This window comes from Anaerophaga thermohalophila str. Valhall, from assembly GCF_000250735.1.
GTDB classification, from domain to species: domain Bacteria; phylum Bacteroidota; class Bacteroidia; order Bacteroidales; family Marinilabiliaceae; genus Anaerophaga; species Anaerophaga thermohalophila_A.
Genome location: NZ_AHZV01000334.1, coordinates 68,172 through 85,072 on the forward strand (window position 1 = coordinate 68,172; position 16,901 = coordinate 85,072).

Annotated in this window: 11 protein-coding genes; 9 read left to right on the top strand and 2 right to left on the bottom strand. The window is 37.8% G+C overall.

Translation table 11 applies throughout. The features are described 5' to 3' along the window. Positions 1-901 precede the first annotated feature (901 nt). The gene (locus OQ5_RS0117350; RefSeq protein WP_016778699.1) at positions 902-1,591 is read right to left on the bottom strand and encodes a hypothetical protein; all 690 of its coding nucleotides are present in this window, start codon (positions 1,589-1,591) and stop codon (positions 902-904) included. Positions 1,592-2,645: 1,054 nt separating this feature from the next. Here OQ5_RS0117350 and OQ5_RS22075 point away from each other — a divergent pair. The 5 genes from OQ5_RS22075 to OQ5_RS22090 are packed head-to-tail and all read left to right on the top strand — an operon-like array spanning position 2,646 to position 7,322. Then, positions 2,646-3,359, top strand: a complete 714-nt coding sequence (locus tag OQ5_RS22075; RefSeq protein WP_016778700.1) for a TonB-dependent receptor plug domain-containing protein — start codon at positions 2,646-2,648, stop codon at positions 3,357-3,359. Next, on the top strand, positions 3,280-4,845 hold the full coding sequence (locus tag OQ5_RS22080; protein ID WP_141638894.1) for a TonB-dependent receptor: 1,566 nt from the start codon (positions 3,280-3,282) through the stop codon (positions 4,843-4,845). Before OQ5_RS22075 ends, OQ5_RS22080 begins: the two co-directional genes overlap by 80 nt. A gap of 22 nt (positions 4,846-4,867) precedes the next feature. Next, a complete protein-coding gene (locus OQ5_RS22085) occupies positions 4,868-5,788 on the top strand; it encodes a hypothetical protein (RefSeq protein WP_052308316.1) in 921 nt (306 codons plus the stop codon). 30 nt (positions 5,789-5,818) lie between these two features. Beyond that, complete coding sequence (locus tag OQ5_RS21520) at positions 5,819-6,802, top strand: RagB/SusD family nutrient uptake outer membrane protein (RefSeq protein WP_052308317.1); 984 nt, start codon at positions 5,819-5,821, stop codon at positions 6,800-6,802. Then, positions 6,783-7,322 carry a RagB/SusD family nutrient uptake outer membrane protein gene (locus tag OQ5_RS22090; protein WP_052308318.1) on the top strand — a complete coding sequence of 180 codons (540 nt, stop codon included), beginning with the start codon at positions 6,783-6,785 and terminating at the stop codon, positions 7,320-7,322. Before OQ5_RS21520 ends, OQ5_RS22090 begins: the two co-directional genes overlap by 20 nt. Before the next feature lie 459 nt (positions 7,323-7,781). Here OQ5_RS22090 and OQ5_RS0117375 read toward each other — a convergent pair whose 3' ends face one another. Further along, positions 7,782-11,687: a hybrid sensor histidine kinase/response regulator transcription factor gene (locus OQ5_RS0117375; protein WP_016778702.1), complete on the bottom strand. Its 3,906-nt coding sequence runs from the start codon at positions 11,685-11,687 to the stop codon at positions 7,782-7,784. A 1,211-nt stretch (positions 11,688-12,898) separates the two neighbouring features. Here OQ5_RS0117375 and OQ5_RS0117385 point away from each other — a divergent pair. The 4 genes from OQ5_RS0117385 to OQ5_RS0117405 all read left to right on the top strand — a co-directional run bounded on the left by OQ5_RS0117385 (position 12,899) and on the right by OQ5_RS0117405 (position 16,762). Continuing rightward, a complete protein-coding gene (locus OQ5_RS0117385) occupies positions 12,899-14,041 on the top strand; it encodes an endo-1,4-beta-xylanase (protein ID WP_016778704.1) in 1,143 nt (380 codons plus the stop codon). A gap of 516 nt (positions 14,042-14,557) precedes the next feature. Continuing rightward, positions 14,558-14,704, top strand: coding sequence for a hypothetical protein (locus OQ5_RS23675; RefSeq protein WP_016778706.1), 147 nt, complete (start codon positions 14,558-14,560; stop codon positions 14,702-14,704). A gap of 29 nt (positions 14,705-14,733) precedes the next feature. After that, entirely contained in the window at positions 14,734-15,450 is a 717-nt protein-coding gene (locus tag OQ5_RS21525; protein ID WP_016778707.1) for an alpha/beta hydrolase, read from the top strand. A gap of 43 nt (positions 15,451-15,493) precedes the next feature. Then, entirely contained in the window at positions 15,494-16,762 is a 1,269-nt protein-coding gene (locus tag OQ5_RS0117405) for a glycosyl hydrolase family 8 (protein ID WP_255297617.1), read from the top strand. Positions 16,763-16,901 lie beyond the last annotated feature (139 nt).

Below are 16,901 nucleotides of genomic sequence, written 5' to 3' on the forward strand. Positions count from 1 at the left end.
TATTAAATTCTGTTTGCATTCTCAATTTAAAAAAGAAAACATCCAAAATTCAATATTGAGTGTGGTATAAAATGACATATTTTTGTCAAAATCAAGGCGTTTTAATTTTTACCAGAGTTAACATGTTGTTAATGAGGATGCGAAAAATTTAAAACAACAAAGAGTTTGCCAACATAATAGTTGGTTCATCAAAAAAATGCATACCTGGGTTTTTAATATTTGAAAGAACTGAACGGGTGGTATTTTAACAATTAATTGCTTCGCAATTATTTATCTTAACCACGAATTTCACAAATTCTTGCAAGCAAGTGGCAGAGCCGAGCGACACGAATTTGGCCGCACCAAAGGTGCGTCTTAACTGCTTCGCCGTTAAAAAAAGCTGTTTTACAGCTTTTTAATTCGTGAAATTCGTGGTTAAGAAAAACAAAATGGTGTCAGCCATTTTTCTCAAGAAGGATACAAATAGTTAAAGTCTTTCATTATTTTAACATTCTTTTGAATAGTGACAGGTTGACAATTAACATTTACAGGTGCAAACATTTTTAAAGATTTGCATGAAAAAACCTTGCACCCTAAATGAATTTATTCGGTGTAAATAATTTATTATTAATCATTTAAGTTTTATTCAGCAAGCCCTATTTTAATAATGTTCCAACTCCTCCAAAAAAAAATCATTTCAACTCATAACGAGTCAAAATGACCTTCAGAATTATTCACAACAAATCATTAAACAATCCGGTTTGATGCAATCAACGATTGAGTGCGGTAAAAAAAAACATATTTTTGTCAAAATCAAAGCTTTTTGAATTTTTGTACCGGAGTTAACATGTTGTTAATAAGGATACAAAATTTAAAACAACAAAGAGTATTGCAACAAAGATGCTTTTTAGACCGGGCTTAACTATTCATTACAATACTCTACGAGTTGAGTAAGCCCTTTGCCTGGTTTCGGTTTTAGTTTGTTATTCTTAGCATATTCTTCAATATCCGGTTTGCAGGCTTTTAATATTTGATAAACATCATTTTTTCTTTGAACAATCTCAGGTAAACCATCTTCTATAGCAATTAAGTATTTATCATCTTTCCTTTCAAATCGATCCGGCTCAGCATCCTTGAACCCAATTGGTTTTGTTGCAGGTTTAAAAACAACTTCATACTTTTTATATAATCGAACCGAACCATCAACTAGCAATTCCAAAACGCCTCGTTTTTTCTCTTTATCATCAAGATATTCCTGAATGACAAAAAGATGATCCCCGAAATCAAAATTAATATTCTGTGTAGGATCAATTTCCAGAATGACTTCCTCTTTATGCATAAATTGAATCCTGTCTCGATATATATCATATCGCAACGGAACATCTTCAATTTGCACACTGTCATTTATTATGGCCGTTCCTTTAACAAACTCTTCATCCAGAAAGGGAGTACCTTCAATGCTTTGGTACGTTGCGTAAATTTCTTGCAATTCACGTTTCTTTTCATAATTGTATCGATCTAAAAAAGAGTTTAAGTCATCACCGGGAATTACCTGAGAAAATCCAGTCTGCCACCAACAGATAAAAATGAAAATAAATAATGGAAATCTCATAACAATAGATCATTAGATTTTTAGATATAGGATATAAGATGATTCATCAGTATAAATTATGTCTAAGTTATTGGTCTGATGGAACTCGCATGCAAGCATTTATACATATTTTTGTTGTGGGAACCCTTGCCATGCTCGTTTCATATAATCTTGATATACTGCATTTTAATAAATATAACCTTTTAATCACAAGCAATTGGTTTGCAACGCATTGTAAAAGTTTAACGGACTGTTGTCATAAATCTTTCAATCTAAATATTTGCAAATCAAAACATGTTTTACATTGTCAAATATATTTAATTGTTGCTAAGAGCTCTTTTAATCTCAGATAATGGATGTTTAAAAACAGATATTTTTTGTAATAATTGATCACTTCTTATTGTAATAGAGATCAGGTCAGTCATTTGCAATAAAATGTATTGTCTATTGGAATTCAGAATCTCAATATCAGACAACATCTTGCATCTAAAAATCGAATGGTTCACTATCCCGGGTAACTCTAATCTTCTCCTTCTGGTGGTCCCAGCCATTCTCCGGACAAACATTCTATTCTTCCGGATAAAATTTGCTTATTAAGGTTTTATAGAACTTGCATGCAAGGCTTTATTCATACTTTTGTTGCAGGAAAACTTGCCATGCTTGCTTCGTCAGCTCATCAAGAGTCCCCTTTTTTTTATATTCCATTTTCGATTTCAGACATTTTACTTTAGTTTTCAGACACGCATCATCACCGCTCGTGAAAAATAAATCTGCCGGAAAAATTTCTAATTCCTATCATTATTAGCTTTCAGGTCAATCGAGATGTATCAGAAATAATTTTTTCGACATCTTCTTCAAGAAAAAAATCAAATGTCTCATTTCTAAATGATTTTATCCATTATCCAAAACAAAAATTAAAGGCAAAGTCTACTTTTGATTAATGAATTTTTGATTTTGTTTATGCTTTTTAATGATTTAAGTCGGAGTATAAGATCACAATTATCAGTTGCCGGATTTATCAATTTAACAACCAAATACATGTATAATTAAATTTTTCATTTTAAACCTAAACTTTATGAAAAAAATGATTTGTTTAAAAAATGGAAAAGAAATATTGTTATCAACAGTATTTCTGTTATTATTTAGTTTTGGCTTAGTGGGTCAAAATATTCAAATTTCAGGTACCGTTAGCGATAATACAGGACAACCGCTTCCGGGAGTGAATATTGTTGTTGAAGGTACATCCACCGGTACAATTACCGATGTAGATGGTAACTATTCGCTTGAAGCCCCTTCTGATGGCGCGCTTGAATTTAATTTTATTGGTTTTGCATCTCAGACTATACAGATTGATGGAAGAAGTGAAATCAATGTTGTTTTAGAACCAACCGATGTTAGTTTGCAAGAAGTTGTAGTTGTTGGTTACGGAACACAAAGGAGAGAAAATTTAACGGGCGCAGTAACTGATGTACGTGCCGAGCGAATGGAAAACAAACCAGTCAGCAGCCTTTCATCAGCATTGCAAGGTGAAGCAGCAGGTGTATCCATCGTAAATAGTGGAGGCCCCGGTCAGGAACCTGTTGTACGAATCAGGGGAGTAGGCTCCGTCAATTTATCATCCGATCCTTTATATGTGGTAGACGGAATGCCTGTAGGAAGCATTGAAGGTCTTGACCCCAATTCCATACAATCAGTTTCCATACTCAAAGATGCATCATCAGCTGCCATTTATGGTTCCCGTGCTGCCAATGGCGTACTTCTCATTACAACAAAAAAAGGAAAATCGTGATGAAGATATTTCCATCAATGTAGATGCATCCAGAGGAACGCAGCAAATGTGGAAAACCCTGGATTTGATGAACAGGGAGCAATATATGGATTTTGCCACAGAATATTTGACAAACGCGGGATCTGAGTTACCCGAAAGATTTTCGAATATGGACGACCCGATTTATCCGGGAGCAACACAAACATTTGCCGAAACCGATACCGACTGGCAGGATGAATTGTTTCGTAGCGCGCCTATATCAAAGATCAACGTTGATCTTGCTGGCGGAACTGAAAAATTCCGTTTTTTCACCTCTTATGGTTTCATAGATCAGGAAGGAATAATGGTGGGTACCGATTACAAGCGTCATAGCGCAACGTTGAATACCGAATTTAAGATTAATGATTTCCTGACTATTGGGGAAAGTATCACAGGATCTTACGGCATTAGAAACAACGAAAAGGAATCCGGAGGCCGTACTATGATAAAACATATTGTCAATCAGATACCATATATACCCGCTCGTGTTCCCAAAGGCACAGAAGGTTATGAACATGGTTACCGTACCACAGCACCGGTTGACGATACCGACCCTGAAAATCCGTTAAGAATAGCTGAACAAGATAAAAATATTTACAAAAGGGCTAATATTATCGGTAATGCTTATGCCGAAATATCTCTTACCGACTGGTTAACGTTTAAGTCCGTTTTCGGAATGGAGTACACAGGTGATCAGACAATTATTGACAACCCCCAATATAAAGATGATTACAATGAAAGGGAGTTTCATGAACTGGAAGATAACCGTTTTAAATTCTATTCCAGAATTTATACAAATCAACTGACATTTGACAAGAGCTTCAATAAACATGACATCAATGCAGTTGCAGTAGCTGAGGAACAAATCACAGAAGGCAGCCGACTCATCGGCAGAGGAGATCACACAACCAATCTGCTAAACCAACTGGATGGCTCACAAAACCAATCAGTTGCAGGAAATCTTGATGAAACAACTCTTATTTCCTACACAGGAAGAATAAACTATTCATATGCTGATAAGTATTTGTTAAGCGCTTCTTTCCGTAGAGATGGTTCGTCAAAATTTGCACCGGGAAATAAGTGGGGTAACTTCCCCGGGGCTTCAATAGGATGGGTATTAAGCGAAGAAAGCTTTATGCAGAATGTCGATTTTATATCGAACCTTAAACTCCGGGCCAGTTACGGAAAGGTTGGAAATAATAACGTTGGCTCATATGCCTGGCAATCCACTATTTCTCAGAATACCTGGGCGGTTTTTAATAACAATGCAGAAGGTAACCCGGGCGCATACTATGGAAGCCTTCCAAACGAAGAATTGGAATGGGAAATTACCACGATGCAAAACATTGGTTTTGATCTATCCTTAATGGATTATTCTGTCACCTTTTCTGCTGAATACTTCAAGAGAGAAGTTGATAATCTGCTTATAACAAAAAAACCTTCCTGCATCACTTGGATACATCGATAATCCATGGACGAATGTAGGTGGTATGGAAAACTCGGGACTTGAATTCAATGCAGGGTATCACAAACGCAAAGGCGAATTTCAATTCTCAGTGACTGCCAACCTTGGAACCATTAAAAATGAAGTGACTGACCTGGATGGTAAAACTTATGACGCGGAGGCTGTTACTTCCGACTATGGTGGAGGTACTATTACCCGGACACAAGAGGGAGAATCCATTCAAAGTTTCTATGGTTACGTGGTTGACGGTATTTTCCAGTCACAAAGTGAAATTGATGCATTAAATCAAACTGCAGAACAGCAATTTAATGCCGGAAATGTTAATAAACAATACTACCAAAACGATGCGACCTCTCCCGGGGATATTAAATTTAAGGATTTGGATGGTAACGGGATTGTTGACGAAAATGACCGTACCGTAATCGGCAATTATTTGCCTGATTTCAGTTATGGCTTAAATTTCTCGGGCTCATACAAAAACTTTGATGTTTCGATGCAGATACAAGGTGTATATGGCAATGAGATATATAGCGGAACAAAAGTCCTGACGCAGGGCATGATGCGGTTGTTTAACCAGGATGTAGCCGTTCTGGATGCGTGGACTCCGGAAAATACAGACACTAACATCCCCCGTGCTATAAATGCTGACCCCAATAACAATGCTCGTACATCTACCAGATTCATTGAAGACGGATCGTATATGAGGATTAAGAACCTAACCATCGGTTACAATTTTTCCGACAATGTTCTGTCAGGCATATCCGGAAACTCTGTCAAGGGGCTTAAGCTATATTTTACAGCACAAAACCTCCTGACCTTAACCGATTACTATGGTTATGATCCGGAAATTGCCTCACGGGGTGGTAATACATTGCTTCATGGTGCCGACTTTGGACAGTATCCTCAACCACGTACCTTCCTGTTTGGAATTAAGGCAACCTTTTAATAGTATATGAACACTTAAAATATAAAAATTATGAAATTAAAATATATTATATCGATTCTATTTGCAGGGTTACTGTTTTTTTCATCCTGCGATGAGGATGGTCTTACTAAAACTAATCCTAACGGGTTTACCACCAGCTCGTATTATCAAAATGGACTACATTTAGAGAAAGCTACGAACGCAATTTATGGTCAATTCACCGGTTCGGACCTTTATGGACGGATGATGGCGTATTTATCTCGCTGTCGTTCTGATGAACATGCATCAGGCGGTCCTCAGCTGGAAGTTCATAACGCTAAACTACTGAATGGCACTTACGACAACACAATTTTTACCCTCACAGCTCCCTGGCAAGGATGGTACCGTTTAATTCACCGCGCCAATGCTGTAATAGAGTTCGGCCCGGACATTGAAGATCCGACACTGGATCCCGATATAAAGGCGCACCGTATAGCCGAAGCAAAATTTCTGAGGGCATTTGCCTATTTCTACCTCGTGGTTTACTGGGGAGATGTACCACTTTATACAGAAACTGTTAAATCCCCGGATGGGGAAAAAGCAACTTCTCCTGAATCAGAGATTTATACGCTTATAGAGAACGATTTAGGTGATATCATCCCCATTTTGAATGTTACGCACGACGATGTCAACATTGGCCGGGCAACCAAAGGAGCAGCCCAATTATTACTTGCCAGAGTTTTAATGCACCAGGGAAAATATGGTGAAGCACGTACTGTTCTGCTCGACATTTATAATAATGGTCCATACGAACTGGTTGATAATTATTCTGATAATTTTCAGGAGGAAACTGAATACAACGAGGAATCCATATTCGAGATAGGGTTTACCGGAAGCAATTTTAACTGGTGGGCCGATGGTAACGGTGATTCACCTGCCGATAAAGGTCATGTAATGTTTCAGGACGTAAGCCCGACAGGGTGGAGAAATTTAGTCCCTTCAGACAAACTTATAAATGATTTTGAGCGTGTATCTGATGGTGATGACAAAAGATGACCCCCGGTTAGCCGAAACAGTGATATTTGAAGGTGACACCTACGGGCCTGAGGACGAGTTTACCTTGACTGAGTCGGCATTCGGTTGGTATAAATATTCACCTATGTATAAATTAAATCCAGGGGGATACTATATATCAAAGATCAACTATAGAAACATGCGTTATGCCGAAGTACTGATAAAATTGGCTGAATGTGAAAATGAGGTGGGTACGCCTGAGGACGCCATTGATTACTTAAATGAAATCAGAAACCGTCCAAGTGTGGATATGCCTGATTATCCGACAAGTAATTATCCTTGCGATTCGAAGGACGAAATTTACAGAGCTATAATGCATGAGTCGCTGGTAGAGTTTTCTAATGAATTGTTAAGATCTGTTGAATTGGCTCGTTGGAGGAAAAATGGTAAATTCTCTGCGCTAAACCCGGAGCCTATTGAATATATCGCAAACAACCCCAACAAAGCGATCTTACCAATTCCAAGCAACGAAACTAATAATAACTCAAAGATTAATGATTAACTAATTTTAAGGTTACCTGAATCTTACCCAAACTAAAATAAAAGAGGCTGTCTCCGTTTAGAGCCAGCCTCTTTTTTATTTGCGGAGTTACCCGAATCCGGCACGAAGTTTTGTGAAAAGCTACTTTTAGTGCTCTTCTATAAACTCGCAAAAATTTCTTCAATATGTGTGTCTGTTCAGAAAGTGCCGGTTGAAAGGCTTGCGAAGCTGCCAAAAACGGAGTTTGCTTTTCGTTAATGAGTATTTTGGCGGCAAGCGTAACACAGCAAATGCTACTTTATGGACAAACACTATTTAGTGCCTGTCTATAAAGTAGGAAAAGTTTCCTACTTATCATGTGTCTGTTCATAAAGTGTCATTCACAAGGCTTGCGAAGTCCGAAAATACGGAGTTTACTCTTCGTAAATGAGTAATTTTCGGACGAGCGTAACACAGTAAATGGCACTTTATGGACAGACACTATTTACTCCCCATAACGTCTGTGGGTGATTGTCCGTAGAACTTTCTGAATGCAGCGCTAAAATAGGCCACACTGGAAAAACCTGCTTTTTCACTTACTTCAGTTACATTGTACTCTCCAGATTGCAACAACTCCAAGGCGTAATTGAGTCGCACGGACCGTATAAAGTCGGAAGGTGACTGGTCTGTAAGTGTTTTTACCTTTTTGTAAAGCAATGAAGGGCTGACATTCATTGCTGAAGCAAACTCCTCTTTACCAAATTTCAAATTTGAAATATTTGATTTTACAACTTCCAGGGCCTTTTTTACAAACTTATCATTAAGCTCATTATTAAACAAAGGTGCTTCACTTTTAAAATCAACCAATTTCAAAGCTTTCTCTCTAACTGCTTTGCGGTTCAATACAATTGATCTGATTTTTCCTTCCAGCAAGCTCATATCAAACGGCTTGGTTAAGTATGCATCAGCACCCAGTCCAAGTCCTTTTAATTGCAATGCCTTGGTGGAAAAAGCCGTAAGCAGAACAACCGGGATATGAGATGTCTCAAAACTGCTCTTCAGCATCTTACATAACTCAAAGCCGTCTACTCCCGGCATCCTTATATCTGATACCACAATATCAGGATGTTTTTCTCTAACGACCTCCAACGCTTCTTTGCCCTCAGAAGCTGTAAAAACATTATACTTTTCTCTTAATGAAAGTTCAAGAAAGCGCTTCAATTTCTCATTATCTTCAACAATCAGAATACTCATCTTTTTAGTATCCGGCTTATCATCAATAGCAGAACCCTGTTTCTCTGTATCAAATGGCACAACCTGATCGAACAGGTTATTCGGTTCATCTCCGGTTTTAACATCACTCTTTGACATTATCCGAACCGGTATTTGAACGGTAAAGGTCGTTCCGACATTTTCTTTGCTCTCGAAACGAACTTTTCCCCCGTGCATCTCAGTATAATTCTTTATCATTAGCAATCCGATCCCGGAACCTATAACACCCGAATTAATAGCATTCTCGCTTCTGTAAAATTCTTTAAACAACTGTTTTTGTGCTTTTTTGTCGATTCCTATTCCTTCATCTTTCACACTTAAAAACCAGTGCTTCTTGTTCCGCCATAGCTCAACCCTTACATGTCCGTTTTCATGAGAATATTTGATGGCATTGGAAAGCAGATTATCCACAACTTTCTCCATCATATTGACATCAACCCCTGAAAAAAAATCCTCTTCATCTGTAATGATAGATAAGGTAACATTTTTTTGCTGTGCAAAAGATTCAAACATCATGACTCTGTGTTCCACCATCTGAGCAATATTAACCATTTGAAAATTAACCGGAGCGAGACCTTTATCTATTTTTTGAAAATCAATTAACTGAGATGCAGTATTTAACAAATTTTTTATCTGCTCATTGGCCAGAGAAATAAAGTGCTTTGCCCTGGATGAGAAGCCGCACTCTTTTGCAATCTCTTCAAAAGGTCCGCTTATCAAGGTAAGAGATGTCCTCAACTCATGAGCAGCATTAGTAAAAAATCTAATTTTCTCTCTGGAATGCAGTTGTTGAATTAAATTAATATGATAGCGGAAAATAAAATAAAACGTACCAACAACGAATAAAGCCAGAATAAGATAAAACCACAAAGTACTCCAAAATGCAGGTTTTATTACAATGGTCAATCTTCGTTCATCAATAACTTCAGACAAAGAATTATTTAACATCCTTATTTTCAATTCATATTCTCCATCCTTCAAATTAGCAAATGTAAACATCCTGTTAGACGCAGGTTCACTCCAATCGCCCTCCAGGCCTTCCAGTTTCCACGAAATTTTCGTATGTGGCTCGGATACACCAACAGCTAATAACTCGATGGTTAAAGTATTCTTATTATATGGGAGTATTATTTTTTGGAGACTATCAACAGGTACAGTTAAGTTATAAGTTGCACTATCCCTAATGGTACGTCCCGATACAATTATGTCCTGAAAATAGATTTTTCCATCTAAATTCTGTGTCTCCTCAATATCATCGGGATCAAACATGAGCGCTCCCTCATTGGTTCCCATAATCAGTTCCCCGGATGATAACACAATACTGGCATCCTGATTAAAAGTAGTATTGGCAAGAGGTAAATTGGATGAATAGGAGAAAATATCTCCTGCTTCCGGAGAAAAACGACATAACCCACCCTCCGTGCCAAGCAAAAAATAACCATTTACCTGAGAAATACTATTTACAAAATTACTTGAAAGGCCATCATCAACAGTATATTCAGCTTCCACCACTCGTTCTTCTACGTTAAACTTAACCAAACCTCTGCCACTGGTAGCACACCAGGCAACTTCATCATCTATAAAAATATCATGTACAATATATCCTTTCAGTAACACATCTACCAGCCCATCCGCTTTATTCACAGATATCAATCCATAAGGAACCCCCATGAGCATCTTATCTTTTGAGTATTCATCTATCACATAAACCGGTTCATCATCATATTCCCTGATTTCATCTGTTTTAACATCATAGCGTACAATATTCTCAACTATTCCACCTATCCAAATGTTTCCATCGCTATCGGGTTTAGTATCAAAAATAAAATTCCCGATATTATCAAACCTTCTAATCTCTTCTCCGGATTCCCTGTCGAACAAAAAAACGCCGCTACCCCAGGTTCCCGCCCACATACGACCCTGATTGTCTTCCATAATGGAAAGGAAAACGCGCGATTTACCAGGCGTATTTCTGTAAAAAAAGTTATTCCATCGATCGTGTTCAACATTCCATTTACTCAGACCATTGTTGGTTGCAAACCAGATATCTCCGTTGCTGTCCTCAAAAACATCGTTCACAACATTATTCACAAGTGAATTCTCTTTGTTTATTTGATGTCTGATATTCTTTACGCTTTGAGAAGACTGTTCAAAAAATGAAACCCCTCCACTAAAAGTACATACCCATATACGATTCTGATCATCTTTGAATATATCATACACTCCGTTCCCGGCTAAAGAACCAGGATTGTCGACATCTTCGCGATATATTTTTAAAACCCTGGTGCCTTTCCTGTCAAGTTCCCATATACCCTGCCCGTCATATCCCAACATTACAGTACTATCTGTATTGGATTCGATGGCTAAAACCGGCTGACACGGAAGATTATCGATCTTTACAGAATTAAGTCTGTCGAACCTGACATCATAGTAGTATACTTTACCCAAATTTGTTCCTATCCATAACTGGCCGAATTTTTCAATGAAATGAAGTTGCGATATTTGGACCGGTTCATCGCTTTCTATCGTTAATAAATGATCAGTCTTCCCCGATGATGCTTCAACTATATACAAGTCTCTGACATGGCCGTGGAAAAAATAATTCTCGTTATACCACTCAATATAATGCTCTTTCTCACTTGTTTCATTGAGAAGTCTCAATCCCCGCTCTTCAGAAAACTGATATAACCCATAGGTGGCAGCAATATAGAATGTAGCTTCATCACCTATTAAAAAATCACTTACAACTACATGCTCATTATTTAACCAATCTCTTAAGTCCAAAATAAAATCAAACCGGTCATATAACGTATTGTACTCAAAAAACTGTCCATTATTCGTATATGCATAAAGTTGCGAATTTCGTGACAACAACTTAACTCTAATTACATTGGCTGTAACATAAGGTAAATGATAATGTCGCTTATCATCTTCAGTAAAACGATAAATTCCAGACTTTGATGACACCCATATAAAACCATTCTCATCTGCGCAAACAGAGTTAGCACCCAGAATTGAAACTCCATGAATATCACTGATGTTATAGAACACACGATCTCCATTCATGGCAGATAAATCCAGGCACGTAATAATAAAAAGAATAATAAATAAAGAAAAAGAATATTTCTTGCTCATCTATGGTTAAACTTTACCTTGAATCAACAATTTATTAAAAATAAAGAAGGATATCGATGTATTAAAAGTATTGTCAAAATTATTTAATTCTGTTTAAAAATTCAATCAAAACTAAAAATAAACGTTCTTTATACTTTTAAAAAACACTGAAAACAGAGGCTCAAAATCATCTCTGAAAACTACATATAAATCTTTATCTCAATATATTACATAAATATCCAATTTCTATAAGATTGTCTAAAATCTATATTCTATAATATCTGAAATCATAAATGAAATGTCTAAAATTCAAAATTCACAAAAACGGTTATCTCTATTTTTGATTTATTAATGTATGCCCACCCTGAAACATTATGAATTACAAAAAGAGACGATTCAAATATATAGATCGTTATTCCAGAAGTTTTTCATTATAGCTCCCGGCAGAATCCCAAAGCATAGAAAATCTAAACTTAAAAAACTATCCTTTGTAATATAAAGCAAACTAATGATTTCAAGTCATTTAAAAGTTAGAACAACTTTTGATAAGTAAAAAATTCATTACAGTTCAGCATCTACAAAGGTAGGATTGTAATAGAGGCTCAATCATAAATAGTGTCTGTCCATAAAGTGCCATTTACGGTGTTACGCTCGTTCGAAAATTACTCATTTACGATGAGTAAACTTCGTATTTTCGGACTTTGCAAGCCTTGTAAATGACACTTTCTGAACAGACACATAATCAGAAACAATTTTTGCCTAATTTATAGACGGACACTAAATAATCCCTGCCTGTTTGATACTTAAAAAGGTCAAATTGGGAAAAGCGTTGAGAAAAAACAAACAAATTGATACGACCCGCTTTGGGAGTCGATTCTTATGTAAACATTAAATGCTGTAAACATTTGACCCACTCCGGGATCACGCTCTTTTTTAATAGTATGAGGAGAAAGGATACTGAAGGGGTCAAATATTTATAGTTTTTGGCAAAATAAAGAATATCGACGTTGAAGGTGTCGTATACTTGTATAATTTAACAAAAAGCTTTTGAATAGATTTATTTTTGCCATTAGTACACATTTTGGCAAAGGAAAAACAGCCATGAAACGATGATAGTACCTTGATTTATCAAGTCTCCAAATAAGGATAAGCACGAAGAATTTAACAAAAATGCGTTTCCAACAACTAACAACAAGATACTCAAAATGCATAAACAATAAATGATATAAATTATGAAAAAGAGAAATTCCTTTACTATTTTAAGTTTTATTCTTGTTGCTCTAATTTTTAATTCATGTACCAAAGTCACAAATAATGAATCCAAATCCCTTAAAGATGCCTTCTCCGGTAAATTTCATATTGGGACAGCCCTTAATGCCCGTCAAATAATGGGTCATGATTCGGCAACCATGGCAGTGGTAAAAAAACATTTTAACTCCATAGTGGCAGAAAACATCATGAAGAGTGGATTGATTCAACGCCGGGAAGGAGAATTTAACTTCGAACTCGCTGATCAGTTTGTGAAATTCGGAGAAGAAAACAACATGTTTATAGTCGGCCATACACTTATCTGGCATTCCCAGGCTCCCCGTTGGTTTTTCAAAGATGATGAAGGCAATGATGTTTCCAAAGAGGTTCTTATTGAACGCATGAAAAACCACATTCATACAGTGGTTGGACGCTACAAAGGAAAAGTAGACGGATGGGATGTGGTAAATGAAGCTATTCTCGATGATGGAAGCTATCGCAAAAGCAAATTCTATGAGATCATTGGCGAGGATTTCATAAAACTGGCATTCCAGTTTGCTCACGAAGCCGATCCTGTAGCCGAACTCTATTACAATGACTATTCAATGGCTAAACCCGGAAAAAGGAAAGGGGTTGTTAAAATGGTCAAAAAATTACAGGAACAGGGTGTAAAAATTGATGCGGTTGGAATGCAGGGACACATTGGGCTTGACCACCCATCTATTCAGGAATTTGAAAAGAGCATTGAAGCCTATTCCGGTCTCGGAGTAAAAGTGATGGTGACAGAACTCGACCTTTCCGTATTACCTATGCCCGACTGGAGTGCGGGTGCAGAGATATCCACAGATTATGAATACCAGAAAGAGCTTAATCCTTATGCCGAAGGACTTCCCGACTCTGTGAATGTAGCCTTCGAAAACCGTTACCTCGATTTTTTTAAGCTTTTCCTTGAACACCAGGATGTGATCTCAAGAGTAACACTGTGGGGAGTTAACGATAATAACTCCTGGAAAAACAATTGGCCGGTGAGAGGAAGAACCGACTACCCCTTGTTATTTGACCGAAATAATCAACCAAAACCGGTGGTAGATAAAATAATACAGGAAGCGTTAACAAAAGATCGTTAGATTTTTAGAAGCTAGTGTCGTGTCATGTATAAAATGTCGTATAAGTTGAAACTGATTTTTGCTTTTTTTCAAAATGAGAAAAAGCGCGCATACCCATAGCTACGTAAGCTTTTTATCATGAAGAAAAAACGAAAATCAGTGATGCTTGGTGCGATATTTTATGCTTGACACGACACTATATGTTAGTGACCAAAAAGGCAGAAGTTTAAGAGGCAGAAGGCAGAAGAAAAAATATTGACCCAAAAAAACATCTTTCAACATTCAGAAGAAAGTTTTGCCTGACTTGTAGTAACTACTCCCCCGCCTCTCATTTATGGTTGAGACGCGACCAGAAATGAGAGACGGCATGGGAGAAATCTCAAAACCCAGGGGATTGACCTGGATTATTGCTCTCAGGCTTTCAGCCTGTTACACTTTGCCATGCTCGTCTCATACCGTATTTGACGACCGTAATGATGCACAACTGAACTAAATTCAATAATTAAAGGCTGATACATAACCAAAATCACTGCACATATGAATCATTCCGGAAGAATAGCATTTCTGCTTCTCCTTGCTTCGCTTTTAGTACCAGTCAAGGCGCAGAATATTATTGAACTCAACACAGGAACTACACTTGATGTTGAAAATGATGACACTTATTCCAAAACCAACATGGACTAATCACGGAGGTTTCCTCTCCGTCTATTGAGATGTTTTTGCCAACAGAGAACGACTCTCTTTGCCCAGCAGTCATCATTTGTCCCGGAGGTGGTTACAGCGTCATTGTATATGAGGGCGAAGGTATTTCAACGGCAAAAGAAATGGCGGCAAACGGCATTGCAGCTTTTGTTCTAAAATATCGGCTGCCCGGCTCATCTGCAGATAACGGAAAAAACAATCCGTTAAAAGATGTCCAAAAAGCCATTAAAATTGTCAGAGAAAATGCCTCAAAATGGAACATAAGCCCGGGAAAAATCGGAGTTATGGGTTTTTCCGCAGGTGGGCATTTGGCATCAACCTTAGCAACTCATTATCGCCCCATTATCAACAATCCGGAAAACACAAATTTGCGCCCTGACTTTCAAATATTGGTTTACCCTGTTATCAGCATGCAGGACAGTCTCACCCATCCGGGCTCCAGAAACCAGCTTTTAGGCGATAGCCCAACCCCGGAAGACATCAACAACTTCTCATCCGAGCTACAGGTTGACGGCAATACTCCTCCCGCATATATAACGCATGCAACTGACGATGTTGTAGTGGATGTGGGTAACAGCATCTTCTATTTCGAACAATTAAGACATCATAAGGTACCTGTGGAAATGCACATCTATCAAAAGGGAAATCATGGCTTCATTTTCAAGCATAAAACCTGGACCGCCCCACTCTTTGAATGGATGGAAAATTCTGGATTTCTCACCAATTAATGGAATATATAACAACCAGTTACTTGCAATTAAACTCCATATAATGAACACACTACATCAAATCCAACATCCAAAAATCTTTTTTGCATTGATACTTTGTTTTTCACTGTTCTCAGCTTCTTTATACGGGCAAAAACAAAAAAATACCCGCAATCTGTTTTTGGAAGCCGGATACAGTCAGGACGAAATTGATAAAAAGGTTGAAAAAGCTTATTACGATCTCTTTGAAGGTCCGGAGCGTATCTACTTTGAAGTTGGCGACTCCATGGGTTACGTATCAGACATCAAAAATCACGATGTTCGCACCGAAGGAGTTTCGTATGGAATGATGGTCGCCGTGCAACTGAACAAAAAAGAGGTATTCGACCGCATCTGGAGGTGGTCAAAGAAATACCTTCAACATCAGGAAGGCCCCAGAAAAGGCTATTTTGCATGGAGCTTTGACCCGGAAAGAATGAAAATTAACTCACCGGGAAGTGCATCAGACGGAGAGTTCTATTTTGTTACAACTCTGCTACTTGCCTCCAATCGCTGGGGAAATGACACCGGCATTGATTATTATGCTGAAGCCAGAAACATTCTGGATGCCATGTGGGAAAAAGACGGAACCGGAAACATCCATAACATCATCAATGTGGAACACAAGCAGATATCTTTTGTCCCCGAAGGAGGTGGTTACAACTGGACTGATCCCTCCTATCATGTTCCAGCGTTTTACGAAATCTGGGCCGAATATGCCAACGACGGGCACGAACAGTTCTACCGCGACTGTGCAGATACATCCCGGGTATTTCTTCACCGTGCCTGCCACCCTGTAACCGGATTGAATTCAGATTACACAGAGTTCAACGGAGAACCTCACCCTACACCCTGGATGAAGCCCGGATTCCGTTACGATTCGTGGCGTGTCCCGATGAATATTGCCATGGATTACGTTTGGTTCGGAAAAGACAAAGAATGGCAGGAAGATTATGCTCAGCGCTTCCAGAACTTCCTAAGATCAGAAGGAATGGATTCCTTTAAAGACCAGTACAATCTGGATGGATCAACGCCTGACTGGATACTTCCGGCTGGTGACTATCCCCCAAAATTAAGACACTCACTGGGATTAATATCCACAGCTGCGACTGCCTCTCTCATCAACATCAATAACAACAAAAACAGTATGGATTTTGTCCATAAACTGTGGAATGAAAAATTAGAACCTTATGAGGATGGCTACTTTGATCCCTATTATGACGGGCTTCTATACCTGTTCAGCCTGATGCATTTAAGTGGTAAATATCAGATCATCACTCCCGCTCAGAATTAAAAACATATCATTTTCACAATAGATCATTAGATGTTTAGATATAAGATTTAAGAGAAAATGAATAAAACAAAGTATACCACAATAAGAATATGTATAAATTTTACATGCAAGTTCTATTAGTGAAAATATTTTCACAATA